The 15,571-nt window shown below is 71.0% G+C and carries 17 protein-coding genes; 6 read left to right on the top strand and 11 right to left on the bottom strand.

The annotated features are described in order from the left end of the window. Positions 1-222 precede the first annotated feature (222 nt). The 4 genes from IEY87_RS29415 to IEY87_RS29400 form a co-directional block, all read right to left on the bottom strand. Positions 223-933 carry a type II secretion system F family protein gene (locus IEY87_RS29415; protein ID WP_189142074.1) on the bottom strand — a complete coding sequence of 237 codons (711 nt, stop codon included), beginning with the start codon at positions 931-933 and terminating at the stop codon, positions 223-225. A 22-nt stretch (positions 934-955) separates the two neighbouring features. After that, positions 956-2,116 (bottom strand): TadA family conjugal transfer-associated ATPase, encoded by a 1,161-nt coding sequence (locus IEY87_RS29410; RefSeq protein WP_189142073.1) that lies wholly within the window; start codon positions 2,114-2,116, stop codon positions 956-958. Beyond that, positions 2,113-3,153 carry a septum site-determining protein Ssd gene (gene ssd, locus IEY87_RS29405; RefSeq protein WP_189142072.1) on the bottom strand — a complete coding sequence of 347 codons (1,041 nt, stop codon included), beginning with the start codon at positions 3,151-3,153 and terminating at the stop codon, positions 2,113-2,115. Before ssd ends, IEY87_RS29410 begins: the two co-directional genes overlap by 4 nt. Before the next feature lie 692 nt (positions 3,154-3,845). Further along, positions 3,846-4,652: a Fic family protein gene (locus IEY87_RS29400; protein WP_189142071.1), complete on the bottom strand. Its 807-nt coding sequence runs from the start codon at positions 4,650-4,652 to the stop codon at positions 3,846-3,848. 290 nt (positions 4,653-4,942) lie between these two features. On the opposite strand from IEY87_RS29400, the gene acs reads away from it, so the two are divergent. The 4 genes from acs (at position 4,943) to IEY87_RS29380 (ending at position 9,050) form a co-directional block, all read left to right on the top strand. Then, complete coding sequence (gene acs / locus IEY87_RS29395) at positions 4,943-6,916, top strand: acetate--CoA ligase (protein WP_189142070.1); 1,974 nt, start codon at positions 4,943-4,945, stop codon at positions 6,914-6,916. A 355-nt stretch (positions 6,917-7,271) separates the two neighbouring features. Next, positions 7,272-7,700, top strand: a complete 429-nt coding sequence (locus IEY87_RS29390; protein ID WP_189142069.1) for a phage holin family protein — start codon at positions 7,272-7,274, stop codon at positions 7,698-7,700. After that, on the top strand, positions 7,690-8,610 hold the full coding sequence (locus IEY87_RS29385) for an alpha/beta fold hydrolase (RefSeq protein ID WP_189142068.1): 921 nt from the start codon (positions 7,690-7,692) through the stop codon (positions 8,608-8,610). Before IEY87_RS29390 ends, IEY87_RS29385 begins: the two co-directional genes overlap by 11 nt. Next, on the top strand, positions 8,607-9,050 hold the full coding sequence (locus IEY87_RS29380) for a DUF309 domain-containing protein (protein ID WP_189142067.1): 444 nt from the start codon (positions 8,607-8,609) through the stop codon (positions 9,048-9,050). The genes IEY87_RS29385 and IEY87_RS29380 overlap by 4 nt, the downstream gene beginning before the upstream one ends. Before the next feature lie 42 nt (positions 9,051-9,092). On the opposite strand, the gene IEY87_RS29375 is transcribed toward IEY87_RS29380, so the two are convergent. Further along, positions 9,093-10,283, bottom strand: a complete 1,191-nt coding sequence (locus IEY87_RS29375) for a MarP family serine protease (RefSeq protein WP_189142066.1) — start codon at positions 10,281-10,283, stop codon at positions 9,093-9,095. 82 nt (positions 10,284-10,365) lie between these two features. Between IEY87_RS29375 and IEY87_RS29370 the strand changes: the two genes are divergently transcribed. Next, positions 10,366-10,884, top strand: a complete 519-nt coding sequence (locus tag IEY87_RS29370) for a HEAT repeat domain-containing protein (protein WP_189142065.1) — start codon at positions 10,366-10,368, stop codon at positions 10,882-10,884. On the opposite strand, the gene IEY87_RS29365 is transcribed toward IEY87_RS29370, so the two are convergent. After that, on the bottom strand, positions 10,861-11,508 hold the full coding sequence (locus IEY87_RS29365) for an NUDIX hydrolase (protein WP_189142064.1): 648 nt from the start codon (positions 11,506-11,508) through the stop codon (positions 10,861-10,863). The genes IEY87_RS29370 and IEY87_RS29365 overlap by 24 nt on opposite strands. Positions 11,509-11,546: 38 nt before the next feature. Then, complete coding sequence (nth, locus tag IEY87_RS29360) at positions 11,547-12,296, bottom strand: endonuclease III (RefSeq protein ID WP_372462262.1); 750 nt, start codon at positions 12,294-12,296, stop codon at positions 11,547-11,549. 275 nt (positions 12,297-12,571) lie between these two features. Between nth and IEY87_RS29355 the strand changes: the two genes are divergently transcribed. Continuing rightward, entirely contained in the window at positions 12,572-13,252 is a 681-nt protein-coding gene (locus IEY87_RS29355) for a Crp/Fnr family transcriptional regulator (protein WP_268241365.1), read from the top strand. Here the strand turns inward: IEY87_RS29355 and IEY87_RS29350 are convergent. Genes IEY87_RS29350 through sp36 form a run of 4 tightly spaced genes read right to left on the bottom strand, consistent with a single transcriptional unit; the run spans position 13,234 to position 15,493 of the window. Further along, on the bottom strand, positions 13,234-14,022 hold the full coding sequence (locus IEY87_RS29350) for an MBL fold metallo-hydrolase (RefSeq protein WP_189142061.1): 789 nt from the start codon (positions 14,020-14,022) through the stop codon (positions 13,234-13,236). The two genes, IEY87_RS29355 and IEY87_RS29350, sit on opposite strands and share 19 nt — an antisense overlap. Then, complete coding sequence (locus IEY87_RS29345) at positions 14,019-14,825, bottom strand: NUDIX hydrolase (protein WP_189142262.1); 807 nt, start codon at positions 14,823-14,825, stop codon at positions 14,019-14,021. The genes IEY87_RS29350 and IEY87_RS29345 overlap by 4 nt, the downstream gene beginning before the upstream one ends. 57 nt (positions 14,826-14,882) lie before the next feature. Further along, positions 14,883-15,341 carry a RidA family protein gene (locus tag IEY87_RS29340; protein WP_189142060.1) on the bottom strand — a complete coding sequence of 153 codons (459 nt, stop codon included), beginning with the start codon at positions 15,339-15,341 and terminating at the stop codon, positions 14,883-14,885. Next, complete coding sequence (gene sp36, locus IEY87_RS29335) at positions 15,338-15,493, bottom strand: Sp36 family protein (protein WP_189142059.1); 156 nt, start codon at positions 15,491-15,493, stop codon at positions 15,338-15,340. The genes IEY87_RS29340 and sp36 overlap by 4 nt, the downstream gene beginning before the upstream one ends. Positions 15,494-15,571: the final 78 nt, after the last annotated feature.

Genomic DNA, 15,571 nt, shown 5'->3' with positions numbered 1-15,571 from the left:
TGCGGGTCGAAGGGCTGAGCGGTGCTTGTGGGTGGCTTCGGCTCGTCGCGTAGGAGGTGGGCCGGGGAAGCAATCTCGCCAGGCGTTGCGACGGGGTGGTGGCGGGTGTCCACAGCCAGGCCGCCAGAGCGGCGCAGACCGTGGCAATGAGCTCCAGCATCAGTGCTTTTCCGTTCGGGATCGCCGAGCCGATGGGCTCCGGCGTGCCGCGTGTGCGGCGGGTCAGGACTCCGTGGCGCGTACGGCCATCCGGTGGGTCCACCACAGGCCACCGACGTCCAGGGCGATCCCGCTGGTCAGGCAGAGCAGACCGGGAACGCCGCCGAGCAGGAAGCCGAGCGGTCGCATGCCGAGGGCCGCGCCCATGAGGAGACCCAGGGCCGGGAGCGCGGCCAGCATTCTGGCTGTGGCGCGTGGGCCCGCCAGTTGCGCGGCGACGTCCTGGCGGTGGGCCTGGGCGGTACGCAGCGCGCTGCCCACCCGCTCGACCACGGCCGCGAGACCGGCGCCCGCGCTCACCCCTATGTCCCAGCACGCGGCCAGGCGGACCAGGCCTTCTCCGCCCTGAGCCGGGGCCGCGGACACCAGTGCCCGGGACACGTCGCCGCCATCTCTCGCCGCGGCCAGAACCGGGCGCAGCGCCTCGGGGTCAGGGAGGTCCACCGCCGAGACCGCCCTGGTCAACGCCTCTCCCGGGGTGCGACCGGCGGACAGCTCGGCCGACAGCGCCTGGCACAGCTCTATCGACGCCCGGCGCCACGCCTGCGCACGGCGGGCCGGGCTCGGACGGGTGAGCAGCCGCCGCAGCGAGTGCCGCCAGGGATCCCCTTTGCGGGCGGTCAGCCTGTGGAGCCGAAGCTCCGCCGGCTCTGGTCCTGTCCACAGCCATACGGCGAGAGCTGTGGAGAGTGTGGCCACCAGGAGTCCGGTCATCGAGGCCCCACCTGGCCCGCGATCATGATTGCGGGCCGGCGGCCATGGCCGCGTAGGCAGGGCCTGGACGAGGGCGGCCTTCGGGGTCGAAGGTCACGGCGGGGACGGCTTCGACCAGGCCGGTCGACGTTCGGGAGAGCAGGCAGATCTCCGAGACGCGGCGTCGTCCGGCCGGGCGGGTGCGGGTCAGATGGATGACCACGTCCAGGGCCGCGGCGAGCTGGCTGTGCACGGCTTCCCTGCTCAAGCCCGCCGCGCAGCCCAGCGCCTCAAGGCGGGCGGGCACGTCGGTCGCGGTGTTGGCGTGCAGGGTGCCACAGCCGCCCTCATGGCCGGTGTTGAGGGCGGCCAGCAGGTCCACGACCTCCGACCCGCGCACCTCCCCTACGACGAGGCGGTCCGGACGCATCCTGAGCGCCTGTCGCACCAGGTCACGCAGGCCCACGCCGCCCGCGCCCTCCAGGTTGGCCGGCCGGGTCTCCAGGCGGACCACGTGCGGGTGCAGGGGGCGCAGCTCGGCGGAGTCCTCGACCAGCAGGAGCCGCTCGCCCGGGTCCGCCAGCGACAGCAGGGCCGACAACAGCGTGGTCTTCCCTGTGCCTGTCCCGCCGGTCACCAGGAATGCTCGCCTGGCCGACACCAGGGCGGTGAGCATCGGGACCACCGGCGGTGTGATCGTGCCCGCGGCCACCAGATCGTCGAGCGTGAACGTGCGTCGGGGCGGCAGCCGGAGGGAGACGCAGGTGCCGCCGGAGGCGATGGGAGGCAGGACGGCGTGCAGGCGGACGCCTCCGGCCAAGCGGGCGTCCACGTGCGGGGAGGCGTCGTCCAGGCGTCTGCCCGCGGCGGCCGCCAGGCGCTGGGCGAGCCTGCGGACGGCGCCGTCGTCGGTGAAGGTGACCGACGTGAGGCGCAGGCCCTGCCCGTCGTCGACCCACACCTCGCGGGGGCCGTTGACGAGCACGTCGGTGACGTCGGGCTCGGCCAGCAGGGGCTCCAAGGGGCCCGCGCCGATGAGGTCGGCGCACAGGGCGCGGGCGACGGCGAGGATCTCGGCGTCGCCGTAGACCGATCTCTCCGCCCGGAGGGCCACGGCCACCTGGGCGGCGGTGGGCTCGACTCCCGCGCGGGCCAGCCGTACGCGCACGGCTTCGACCAGTTGGGCGGACACGTGCGGGCTCATGCGGGCAGCAGGTCGTGCAGGAGCGATGCGCAGAAGCCGCCCAGCACGGTGCGCGGGCCGAGTTTCGGCAGATCGCCGCGGTTGAGGGTGGCCGTCAGGCGCGGCTGGTCGGCCAGGTGCCCGGCCGCGGGGATGCCAAGGGAGGCGGCCGCCACGTCGTGGTCGAGGATGCCGGGGCGCATGACCGCGCGGATGTCGGCCGTGTGCCGTCCGGCCTGCTCCAGGACCTGTGCGGCGGCCAGGACGCCGCGCACGTCGGCGGTGGCCACCAGGAGTGTGCGGCTCGCCCTGCTGAGCGCCTCGATCGCGGACGGGTCCAGGTGCCGTGGAAGGTCCACGACCACCAGGTCGAAGCCGCGGCGGCCCGCCTCCAGGACCGAGCGCATGGCCTGCGCCGGAATGGCCTGGGTCGCACCTCGATGGAAGGAGAGCACCGCCAGATCCCCGCAGGACGGCAGCGCGGCCTGGAGGGCGGCGGAACTGATGCGGCCCTGCCTGGCTACGAGGTCCGCCCATCTCGCGCCCGGGGTCTCCTCCTGGCCGAGCAGCGCGTCGAGGCCGCCGCCGAGGGGATCGGCGTCCACCAGGAGGGTGCGCCGGTGATCGCCGGCGGCGCGCAGGGCGAGGCAGGCCGACAGCACGCTGGTGCCCGCGCCGCCACGGCCGCCGATCGCGCACAGGACGGCGCCTGAACGCGGATCGGGCTCCATCGCGTCGGCGAACTCGTCCACGAGACGGCGCTCCTCCTCGGGCAGCGACACCACCGCCTGGGCGCCCGCGGTGACGCATCGTCGCCAGGTGTCCGGGTGGCCGGGGTCGCGGGTCACCAGCAGCACCCGGTCCCGGGCGGGCGGTGCGAAGGCGGCCACGGCGTCGGCCAGATCGGCGCCGACCACCACCAGGGGCGCCAGGCTCCAGAAGGGGCGGGCGTGCGCCGGGACGTGGGCGACGTCGAGCTGCGCTCCGGCCGCGGCGGCTATGCGAACAAGGTCGTCGAGCAGGTCTCGATCCTCGGTGATGACCAGTGGGCGGTGCATCGGGGCCTCCCTGTCGTTCGGGAGGCTCAGCATGCGGAGGACCGGGACGGTCGCGCGGAGGTGAACGGGATTCTGTGGACAGCTGGCTCGTCGGCCGCAGAGCCTGTGGAAAACCTGGAAAAGGGGCGACCCCCGCCGGGGGGGAGAGCGGGGGTCGCCTACCGGTCCGGCTCTGGGGGGGTAGAGCCGGTCCCGTTATAGAAGAAAGCTTTCGTCACTTGACCACGGCAAGGCATGGGAGCCGGAAACCAATCCCCACGCACACTCGCTGCGGTTTCGGGTGATACCCCCGTATGCTGCCCGATCCACTCGACTTTCGTCGAGGAGCAAAGTCGCGTTTTCGCCAAGTTTTTTCCCTATGGGATAACGATCACATAAAGATGATCACGCTGTGTGATCGTCACGGCTTGGTAACCACACGCCCGGGCGCTACTTCCCCCGGCACACCGCGTCGCCGCCACGGCCGGGTAAAGGTCTTGTTCTCAGGGGTTCCCATCAGGGCAGATCCGTCGTACAAAGGTGACACGGACCAGTTGTCCGGGTGCATCCACCGGGCACCCACGCGCGACCAGCCGCGGGAGGCGCGTCGAGACGGGCTTGACCCGATCCGACGAATAGAGGTGCACGCTTGGTAACCCGGTGTGATGCACGAGCAGACGGCGTCTCCTATCGAGACGCCGTCCGCTATGTCGTCAGCCTCTCTGCATCGCTTCGCAGATCGCCGCCGTCTCGCGCACACCGAGCGTGACCGCCGAGGCACACTGTTGTATCCATTGCGATACCCCCTCAGGTGTGCCGGTCAGGTAAGCACGCAGCCCCTCGGCGTACGGCTGGTCGAGATGCCCGACCTCCACCGCTACCAGCGATTTGGGGTCCAGGCCGTACTCGACCAGGGTGAGCCGCTCGGCCGCGCGCGCGACGACGCCGTCAGCGGTGCCGAACGGCCGCAGTACCGCGAGCTCGGCGTGCACGACGGCGGCCAGCACGAGCGCCGGCGCCTTCGTCGGGGCGGACAGCAGCGTGAAAAGGCTCTCCAAGCGGGCCGCGGCCTCTTCGGCGGCCGGCGCCGGGCCCAGCCCCAGGGGATCCGGGACTGCTCGCGGGCGGCCCAGGTCCGGCTCGTCTGGGACCGCTCGCGGGCGGCCCAGGTCCGGCTCGTCCGCCAGCCCCGCCGCGGCCACGGTGTGCAACCGGGCGAGCACCTGCCTGGGCGACTGACGCCAGGTGGACCCCAGCCGGCCCAGTTCGGCCGACGCGCGCAGAGCGCCCTGGACGACCGGATCGTGCACCTCGTCCCTGCGCAGGGCCTCAAGGGGTACGTCCACGCCCTCGATCGCCGCGGAGGCGCGGGCGCCACGCAGGGAGGACTCCGTGGACACCGCCGGGCTGGCACGGCGCAGGACTCGGTGGCGGTAGAGCCGGTCCACGGCCTCGCGGGCGGTGTCGACCGCCTCGGCGACACCGGGGAGCTGCGCGATCGCGGCCAAAGGGTCTGTCACGGGACCCGACCCTACCCGCGGGCCCGCGGGACCCTGAGGGCAGGGAGCGGGCATTTCCCCGAAACCCTGCGGGGACCCAAAAAGCGCGAAAAATGCGTCTTCATTGTCTCGTTCCATAATTAAGAGATCCCGAGACGACAACGTTTTAATAGCATTTGTCACGCTGTCTGACTGACAATGCGGCCCATACAGTCAAAGGTACAGACCTGTCTAGACCTCTTGTGGTGGAGGCCCCTGACCTGGTGGAGTGGGAGACGACCTATCCCATCTGGCCGTAGAAGGAGCACGAGGTGGCCCCGGAGACCCCCGGCAACGAACCCCAGGCGCTGTCCAACCTGCTGCACGAGAACCGCAGGTTCGCACCACCGGCCGACCTGGCAGCGGCCGCCAACGTGACCGTGGACGCCTACACCGAGGCGTCCGCCGACAATCTCGGCTTCTGGGACCGGGCCGCCGAGCGGCTGACCTGGACGAAGCGGTGGGACACCACCCTGGAGTGGAATCCCCCGTTCGCCAAGTGGTTCGTCGGCGGTGAGCTCAACGTCGCCTACAACTGCGTCGACCGGCACGTCGAGGCCGGTCACGGCGACAAGGTGGCTTACTACTGGGAGGGTGAGCCGGAGGGCGACAGCCGCACCATCACCTACAGCGACCTGCAGGCCGAGGTGTCCAAGGCGGCCAACGCCCTGCAGGAGCTGGGTGTGGGCAAGGGCGACCGGGTGGCGGTCTACCTGCCGATGATCCCCGAGTTGCCGATCACGATGCTCGCCTGCGCGCGCATCGGCGCGATCCACTCGGTGGTGTTCGGCGGCTTTTCCGCGAACGCGTTGAAGAGCCGCATCCACGACGCCGACGCCAAGCTCGTCGTCACCTCCGACGGCGGCTACCGCCGAGGCGCCCCGTCCGCGCTGAAGCCGACGGTGGACGAGGCCGTGGCCGAGTGCCCGCAGGTGGAGAACGTCCTGGTGGTGCGCCGCACCGGCCAGGAGGTCGCCGTCAACGAGCGCGACGTGTGGTGGCACGACCTGGTCGACCGGCAGAGCGACCAGCACACCCCCGTGTCCAACGAAGCCGAGGACCCGCTCTACATCCTCTACACCAGCGGCACGACCGGTAACCCCAAGGGCATCCTGCACACCACCGGCGGCTACCTGACGCAGACCGCCTGGACGTACAACGCGGTCTTCGACCTCAAGCCGGACAACGACATCTACTGGTGCACGGCCGACATCGGCTGGGTGACCGGGCACTCCTACATCGTGTACGGCCCGCTGGCCAACGGCGCGACGAGCGTGATCTACGAGGGCACGCCGGACACCCCGCACCGGGGCAGGTTCTGGGAGATCGTCCAGAAGTACAAGGTGACGCTCCTCTACACCGCTCCGACGGCGATCCGGACGTTCATGAAGTGGGGCGACGACATCCCCGCCAAGTTCGACCTGTCCAGCCTGCGCATCCTGGGGTCGGTCGGCGAGCCGATCAACCCGGAGGCCTACGTCTGGTACCGCGAGCACATCGGCGGGGACCGCTGCCCGGTCGTGGACACCTGGTGGCAGACCGAGACGGGCGCGATCATGATCAGCCCGCTGCCGGGCGTCACCGCGACCAAGCCCGGCGCCGCCATGCGGCCACTGCCCGGCATCAGCGCGGACGTGGTCGACGACCAGGGCAACAGCGTGCCGGACGGCGGCGGCGGGTTCCTGGTGATCCGCGAGCCGTGGCCGTCCATGCTCCGCACGATCTGGGGCGACGACCAGCGCTACATCGACACCTACTGGAGCAGGTTCGAGGGGATGTACTTCCCCGGCGACGGCGCCAAGAAGGACGAGGACGGCGACCTGTGGCTGCTCGGCCGGGTGGACGACGTCATGCTCGTCTCCGGCCACAACATCTCCACCACCGAGGTGGAGAGCGCGCTGGTCAGCCACCCGAAGGTCGCGGAGGCGGCCGTGGTAGGCGCCACCGACCCGGTGACCGGCCAGGCCATCGTGTCGTTCGTGATCCTGCGCGGCGGCGCCGAGGAGGGCGCGGACATCGCCGCGGAGCTGCGCGCGCACGTGTCCAAGACGCTCGGCCCGATCGCCAAGCCACGCCAGATCCTGGTGGTCCCTGAGCTGCCCAAGACCCGCTCCGGCAAGATCATGCGACGTCTCCTGCGTGACGTGGCGGAGAACCGCAGCATCGGCGACGTCACCACGCTGGCCGACAGCACGGTGATGAACCTGATCTCGGAGAAGCTCCCCTCGGCCAAGACCGAGGAATAGCGACAAAAGTCCGGCACTCGGCCGTACATCCCGAAATTTTGGGGTGTACGGCCGCGCCTGTTACCGGCCCAGGCCGCGCTTGTTACCGGCACAGCCCGTACGACGAAGGCGGGGGTGACGCCGGACTCGTCGGCCCTCGACGCTATGTTCTTTGATCGGGTAGTTCTGTGAATGGTGATTGCGGGGCTCGTGGTGGGCAGGTTTCTGGGGCGGTGCCCGGCCGTTCATGCGGCTTGGACTGGCGAGGCTGTCGCAAAAGCCGCACCGCCGGGACATAACGGCGGTGCGCTTCACGTACGAGATATCGCGCTGAATGATGATTGACACGGCCACCAGGCCTCGATAGGAGACGTTCATGCCGCAGACTCCCGAGGAAGAATCCCTGGGCTCGCTGGTCGCTCAGGCGAGCAGCCACATTTCCGACCTAGTCCGCTCGGAGATCGAGCTGGCCAAGGCCGAGCTCAGGTTCGACGCCAAGCGGGTCGGCACGGCCGGCGGCCTGTTCGCCGGCGCCGCCTTCATCGCGCACCTGTGCCTGATCCTCGCGTCGTTCACGATCGCGTTCTTCCTGGCGCAGTGGCTGTCCATGTGGGTGTCCTTCCTCATCGTGACGGTGTTCTACCTGATCGTCGCGGCGCTGCTGGTCTTCATCGGGACCCGCAGACTGAAGGGCCTGGCCGGGATGAAGCGGACCACCAGGTCGCTCAAGGGCCTCAAGGACATCGCCACGCCGGAGGAGCAGCCTCTCCCGGTGGCCGGGCCGGTGAGTCGTGATGGCACCTGACGAGGGGGTCGTCCGGATCGAGGGGCCGTGGACACACCGTGCCGTGCATGCCCGCGGCACCCGCTTCCATGTCGTGGAGGCCGGTGACGGCCCGCTGGTGCTGCTTCTGCACGGGTTCCCGCAGTTCTGGTGGACCTGGCGGCAGCAGCTCCGGTCGCTTCCCGCGGCGGGGTTCCGGGCCGTCGCGGTGGACCTGCGCGGCTACGGCGGCAGTGACAAGCCGCCGCGCGGCTACGATTTGCCCACGCTGGCCGCCGACGCCACCGGGCTGATCCGGGCGCTCGGCGAGACGGGCGCGATCGTGGTCGGCCACGACTGGGGCGGCCTGCTCGGCTGGACGATGGCGGTGTTCGAGCCCAAGTCGGTGTACCGGCTGGTCACGGTGTCGGCGCCGCACCCGCTGCGGCTGCGCGGCTCGCTGCTCAGCGACCCGGTCGGGCAGCTCAGGGCGAGCGGGCGCCGGCTCGGTTTCCAGCTTCCGCTGCTGCCCGAGCGCAGGCTGACCCGGGACAACGCCGCGCTGGTCGGCAAGCTGCTCGACGGCTGGTCGGCGCCCGGCTGGCCCGATCAGGAGACCGCCGGCACCTATCGTGAGGCCTTCCGGATCCCGGCCGTGGCACACTGCGCGCTGGAATATCACCGGTGGTTCGGCCGCTCCCAGTTCCGCCCCGACGGGCTGCGTTACGCCAAGGCCATGCGCACCGAGATCGAGGCGCCCACCCTGCAACTGCACGGAGCTCAGGACCGGTGCATCCTGCCGCGCACCGCGCAGGGGTCGAGCCGCTACGTCGCGGCCCCCTACCGGTGGCGGCTGCTCGAAGGTGCGGGCCACTATCCTCACGAGGAGGCACCTGAGATGTTCGACAACGAGCTGCTCGGCTGGCTGGCGGACCCGGAGCCGGACCGATGAGAGACCGTGATGCCGAGGGACGGCCGCGTAACTCCCGGCCGCGAGACGCCTACGGCCGGCCGCTTCCGCACGGCGCGCCCGGCCTGCCGAGGGTCCCGGACGACTACGCGCCGAGCAGCGAGCAGGCGCTGGCCGACGGCCGACGCTTCCTGAGCGAGGGTCTGCCGTTCAACGCGCACGAGGTGTTCGAGGGGCGCTGGAAGTGCGCGCCTGAGGAGGAGCGCGAGCTGTGGCAGGGGCTCGCGCAGATCTGCGTGGGGCTGACGCACCTGCAGCGGGGCAACGGGCGCGGCGCGCTGACCCTCTTCGGCCGGGGAGCCGCCCGCGTGCAGGGCTACGGCGAGCCGTACGACGCGGTGGGCAGGGCGGCGTCCGGGCTGAGCTACGACAGCGACCCGGCGCAGGCCATCCGGCTGGTCCTGAAGGCGCTGCCGGGCTGAAGCAGGCTGGTCCTGAAGGCGCTGCCGGACTGACCGGTTGGGTCAGTCGCAGGCCTGCGTGTCGGCGGCGATGGTGTCCGTGCGGCCCCGGTCGGCGTCGGGCTTGACCTCGGCGGCCGTCAGCGCGTAGCCGGTCTCCTCCTGGCTGATCGCGGCCGCGAAGATCACGCCGAACACCCGGCCGTCGACGGTCAGCAGCGGGCCGCCCGAGTTGCCCGGCAGCACCCTGCCCCGGACCGCGTAGACCGAGCGGGTGACGTTGGAGCTGCGGTAGATGTCGGGGCCCTCGGCGTCGAGGCGGCCACGGATGCGGGCCGGCTCGGCGGTGAACCCCTTGCCCTTGGGGAATCCGGCGATGATCGCGTTGTTGCCCTTCTCGGCCGAGTCGTCGAAGGCCAGGGTCGGCAGGTTCAGCCCCGGAACGTACAGGACGGCGATGTCGCGGCGGGGGTTGTAGCGCACCACCTTGGCCGCGTGGCGCTGGTTCTCGGAGTCGATGACCTGCAGGTCGCGCGTGACGCCCGCGACGACGTGCGCGTTGGTCATGATGCGGTCCCTGGCGTAGACGAAGCCGGTGCCCTCGATGTGCTTGTTGCAGCTTTCGGCGGTGCCCTGCACCTTGACGATGGCCCGCTGCGCGCGGCCCAGCTTGGCGCCCTGCAGAACGCTCTGCGCCGGCGGCGGCACGTCCACGATGTGGCCGGCGCCGATCTGGTCGAAGACCGGCGGGAACTCCGAGCGGTCGATGAACTTCTTGAACGGCTGCTGCCAGTTGCGCGCGGCCTGCGGGATGGCGTCGTCGACCGTGGTGAGCAGCAGCGACCCCTTGACCTGGTCCACCAGCGGGGAGAACGACGTCGAGACGATCAGTGACCCGATCAGCCAGGCGATCACCAGGACCGACAGCGCGCTGGCGAACGTGCCGCCGACCGCGTCGGCGACCTTGGCGGGCTCCCAGGTGACATGGCTGCGCACCACGGCCCCGATGGTGGAGGAGGCGAACTGGCCGATCGTCGCGGACAGAAAGACGATCACGATGGCGAGCAGTGCCTGCGGGGTGTCGCCGTCGACGACGGCACGGGAGATCGGCGGGGCGATGAACACGCCCAGCACCGCCCCGCCGACGAACCCGACGAAACTCATGACGCCGATGATGAAGCCCTGCCGGTAACCCGAGACGCCGAAGGCGATCACGAGGCCGATCAATATGAGGTCAAGCAGATCACCGCGCACGCTTCAAAGCTAACCAGGGATCCGGTCAAGTGTGCACGTCTTCGGGCAGGACCCCGATAGCGCGCTGGCTACCGTGATCGCTATGCCGCCGGCCCCGAGAACAGTTCGCGAGCTCATCGAGGCCGCTCTCGACGACCCCGATCCCGACGGACCGGTGCGCTGGCAGGTGATCTCCATGCTGCGGGAGCGGGGCGATCTCGAGTCCTTCATCGAGGCGCGGCGGCTGTGCGCCGCCGACAGCGTCGCGGAGCGCCTGCTGGGCGTCGACATCCTCGGCATGCTCCCGGTGTACGTGGACCGCACGCTGCCCGTCCTGCGCTACCTGGCGGCCGGCGAGGACGACGCCATGGTGCTCTACTCGGTGCTCATCGCCTTCGGCCACCTGGCGGACCCGCGCTCGCTGCCCTCGGTGATCGACCTGGCCGGCCACGCCGACTCCCGGGTGAGGTACGGCGCGGCCTACGCGCTGCAGCACGTGCTGGGCAACCCGCCCGACCGGACCGGACTGGCCACGCTGCGCAGGTTGACCGGCGACAGCGACGCCGACGTGGCCGGCTGGGCCTCGCTGGGCATCGCGCTAGCCACGGGCAGCGAGCTCTAACACGTCGGGCGGGATCTCCTCCACCCGGTCGCGGTCCCACGGCCGTTCGAGCCCGCCCTCGCGCAGCACCGCGTCGAGCACCATCGCGGTGAACCCCCACACCAGCATGCCCCGCACCCGGAACGCCGGCCCGGAGCCCCCGCGGGGGTGCCGCAGCGTGATCCGGTTGTCCTGGTCGACGAGCTCGGCGACGGGCACCCGCTCGACGGACTCGACCTCGGCGGGTGAGGCGGCGTGCACCGCGGACGGCGTGTGCCACCAGCCGAGCACCGGGGTGACGCGGTTGTCGCTGTGCGAGAGGTAGAGCTCGGGCATCGTGCACAGCACGCGCACCCCGCCAGGCTCGAGTCCGGTCTCCTCCTCAGCCTCGCGCAGCGCCGCCGCGACCGGCCCGCCGTCCTCCGGGTCCACGCCGCCGCCGGGGAAGGCCGGCTGCCCCGCGTGCCTGCGCCCGAGCGCGCTGCGCTGGATGAGCAGCACGTCCGGGCCGAGCGGCCCTTCGCCGAACAGCAGCAGCACCGCGGCGGCCCGGCCACCGCGCGGGGGCGGGCGCAACCCGGCGGGGACACTGGTCCGGGCGGCCTGCGCGGCCAGTCGGGCGAGCCAGTCAGGCGCATCAGTCACGAAACCTCCAACACGGCAGGGCCCTGAGGACTTCCCGGTCAGGAGAACGGGCCGGGACGTACCAGCTTGCGGGCCTCTTCGGCGTTCGTGGGGCCGGTGCCGTAGGAGGGGCAGAGCGCGGCGAGCGGGCAGACGCCGCAGGCGGGTCTGCGCGCGATGCAGATGCGGCGGCCGTGCCAGATCACCCGGTGGGAGAAGACGGTCCACTCGTTCTTGGGGATGAGCCCACCCACGATCTGCTCGATCTTGACCGGGTCGGTCTCGTCGGTCCAGCCGAAGCGCCTGACCAGCCGCTGGAAGTGCGTGTCGACGGTGAGGCCCGGCACGCCGAAGGGCTCGCCGGTCTCCGGGTCGTAGGCGTTGCCGAGCACGACGTTGGCCGTCTTGCGGCCCACTCCCGGCAGGGTGATCAGCTCGTCGAGCGTCTTGGGCACCTTGCCGCCGAAGCGGTCCCGCAGGCCGGCCGACAGCCCGAGGAGCGACCTGGCCTTGGCCCGGAAGAAGCCGGTCGGCCTGATGATGGCCTCCAGCTCCTCCGGGTCGGCGACGGCCAGGTCGTCGGCGGTGGGGTAGCGGGCGAACAGGGCCGGGGTGGTCAGATTGACCCGCACGTCGGTGGTCTGCGCCGACAGCACCGTGGCGACCAGGAGTTGGAAGGGGTCGGCGAAGTCGAGCTCGCAGTGGGCGTCGGGGTAGGTCTCCGCGAGGATCCGGTTCATTCGCCGGGCTCGCCGCACCAGTCCCAGCCGGGTCTCCGGCTTGCGCCCGCGCGCACCCGCCACGTTCATCGCCATGCCGCAAGGGTAAAACCCCGCGCTTCCGCTCGTGCCGGGGAAGCTTCGGCTCGTGCCGGGGAAGCTTCGGCTCGCGCCGGGGAAAGGGCAGGAGTAAGCGGATCGCCGGTTTTGTTCGTACACTTCGTGTGGGGGATCAGCGCGGTCGACAGAGCGCGCGAATCACCCGACTTACGGCACACGAGGCGAGCCTGGCCCATCGGGCATTCCTCTAACCTATGTGTGACGCCCGCAGTGGGGTGCGTCACAATGGCAGCAGAGGAGGCAGAGTGAACACCGAAGATGTGCTGGGCAAGGCCCCCCTGTTCGCCGCGCTGGACCGCGAGAGCGCCGCGGCGCTGCGCACGAGCATCACCGAGGTCCAGCTGGCCAAGGGACAGACCCTCTTCCACGAGAACGAGACGGGCGACCGCCTCTACGTCGTGCTGGACGGCAAGATCAAGCTGTCCCGCACCTCGCCCGACGGCCGCGAGAACCTCCTCAGCGTGCTCGGCCCGAGCGAGATGTTCGGCGAGCTGTCGCTGTTCGACCCGCGGCCGCGCACCGCGACGGCGACCGCGCTCACCGACGTGCGACTGGCCGGGCTCGGCCACGACGACCTGCGTCCCTGGCTGACCGGCCGCCCCGAGGTGGCGCTGCACCTGCTGCGCGCGCTCGCCCAGCGGCTGCGCCGGACCAACGACGTGCTGGCCGACCTGGTCTTCACCGACGTCCCCGGGCGGGTGGCCAAGCAGCTGCTCGACCTGGCCGACCGCTTCGGCACCAAGACCGACGACGGCGTGCGCGTCCACCACGACCTCACCCAGGAGGAGCTGGCCCAGCTCGTGGGCGCCTCCCGCGAGACGGTCAACAAGGCCCTGGCCGACTTCGCCCAGCGCGGCTGGCTGCGCATCGAGGCCAAGGCCGTCGTCATCCTGGACATCGACCGGCTCTACAACCGCTCCAGATAGTCGAGCTGGGACCGCACCGACACCTCGGCGGCGGGCCAGAGCTCCCTGTCCACGTCGGCGTACACGATCCGCACGATCTCCTCGGGGGTGCGCGCGCCCTGCCGGCGCGCCTCCTTGATCTGCTCCAGCCGCTCGCGGCGGTGCGCGATGTAGCCGTCGAGCGCGCCGATCGGGTCGGGCAGCACCGGGCCGTGGCCGGGCAGCAGCGCCTGCGCCGCCAGGCTCTCGGCCGTCAGCCTGAGCCGGTCGAGGCTGCGCAGATAGTCGGCCAGGCCGCCGTCGCTCGCGATGATCGTGGTGCCCCTGCCGAGCACGGTGTCGCCGGTTAGCATCGCCCGGTCCGCCGGCAGCCAGAAGCACAGGGAGTCGAAGGAGTGCCCCGGCGTGCCGTACACCTGGATCTCCAGCCCGTCCACGGTCACCACGTCACCGTCGGCCAGGCCCTCCTCCCCCAGCCTGTGACGGGGGTCCAGGGCCCGTACGGGGGCGTTCACCAGCTCGGCGAAGCGCTTGGCGCCGCCGCTGTGGTCGAGGTGGCCGTGGGTGAGGAGGATCTCGGTCACCCGTCGCTCACCCAGGTGGTCGCGGACCCGGAGCAGGTGCGCCTCGTCGTCCGGGCCCGGGTCGACGACGACCACCTCATCGGCGCCGATGACCCAGGTGTTGGTGCCGTCGAGCGTCATGTACGACGGGTTGGGCGCGAGCAGGTTCTCGGCATGCTCGGTGCGGGAGCCGTCCGGGGTGTCCAGCGGGATGTACAGGCCGCTCATGGGGCCACCAGCCGAAACTCGCCGTCGACCTCCACGACCTCCGGCATGATCGTGACGATCTCCCGCTCGGCCGCGAGCACGGACGCCACGTCGGGGTGCGCGGCCAGCTCGCTGAGCGTGCGGTGGGTGGGCGGCATCAGGAAGATTTCCCCCTGACGGGCCAGCTCGATCGCCTCCGCCGGACGCTGCCAGGTGACCTGGTCGGCCTCGCCGCCGACGTCCCTGGTGCGCTGCCCCTCAGGCAGTACGGCGGCGAAGAAGCGGGTGTCGAAGCGCTTGGGCTCGACCCTCGGCGTGATCCAGTGCGCCCACGGCTTGAGCAGGTCGGCACGGAGCACGAGGCCGCGCTTGGCCAGGAAGTCGGCCAGGGCCAGGCTCCGGTCGATCAGCGCCAGCCGGTCGGCCTCCCAGTCGTCGCCGGTGGTGTCCGCGACGACGGAGTCGGGGCCAGGACCGGCGAGCAGCACGCCCGACTCCTCGAACGTCTCGCGTACGGCCGCGCAGACCAGGCCCCTGGCCACCGCCTCGCTGGCGCCGAAGGCCCGGCTCCAGTAAGCCGGTGACGGGCCCGCCCAGGCCACGGCCTGGTCGGTGTCGCGCGGGTCCACCGAGCCGCCGGGGAAGACGTACGCACCCGCCGCGAAGGCCATGGTGGCCTTGCGGCGGAGCAGATAGACCTGGACGCCGCCGGGACGGCCCGCGCGCAGGAGCGCCACCGTGGCGGCGTCCCGCGCGGGGACCGGATCGACGCGTCCTGCCAGGACACCTCTCGCCCGCTCGCCGAGCTCGTCCGGGAGCCGAATGCCACCCACATGACCTCCTTTTACGACATCACTCGGTCATGGTGACATATCCGGCATTCAGGAGACCTCCGCGATCAGCTCCACTTCCACCGGAGCGTCCAGCGGGAGCGCGGCCACACCCACCGCGCTGCGCGCGTGCTTGCCCGCGTCGCCGAACACCTCGCCGAGCAGATCGCTCGCCCCGTTGGCGACCTGGGGCTGCTCGGTGAAGCCGGGAGCGCTGGCGACGAAGACGACGACCTTGACGATCCGCTTGACCTTGGCCAGGTCGCCGATCTCGGCCTTGAGCGCGGCCACCGCGTTGAGCGCGCAGATGCGGGCCTGCGCGCGGCCCTCGTCGACGCCCAGGTCGACGCCGAGCTTGCCGGTCTGGTGCAGCTTGCCCTCCACCATCGGGAGCTGGCCCGAGGTGTAGACCAGGTCACCGGTGCGGACGGTGGGCACGTAGGCCGCCAGCGGGGCGACCACCTCGGGCAGCGTCAGCCCGAGGTCGGCGATCTTCTGCTCAGGACTCACTGCTTCTCCCGCTTGAAGTAGGCGACAAGCTGCTCGGGCGTGGCGCCCTGCAGAATCTGCACGAGCTCCCAGCCGTCGGCGCCGAAGTTGTCCAGGATCATCTTGGTGTTGTGAATCAGCACCGGGGCCGTGAGGTACTCCCATTTCGTCATGGGGCTCAGCGTAGTGTGAGCAATCTCAAAGGGTGCTCAGGGGCTTTCAGCAAGTGACCGTTCGGTAGCCTCGAAGTC

The sequence above is a fragment of the Nonomuraea glycinis genome, assembly GCF_014646515.1.
GTDB lineage: Bacteria > Actinomycetota > Actinomycetes > Streptosporangiales > Streptosporangiaceae > Nonomuraea > Nonomuraea glycinis.
Note: the sequence above shows the minus strand (reverse complement) of the source record. Positions and strands in the feature narration are given on the sequence as shown.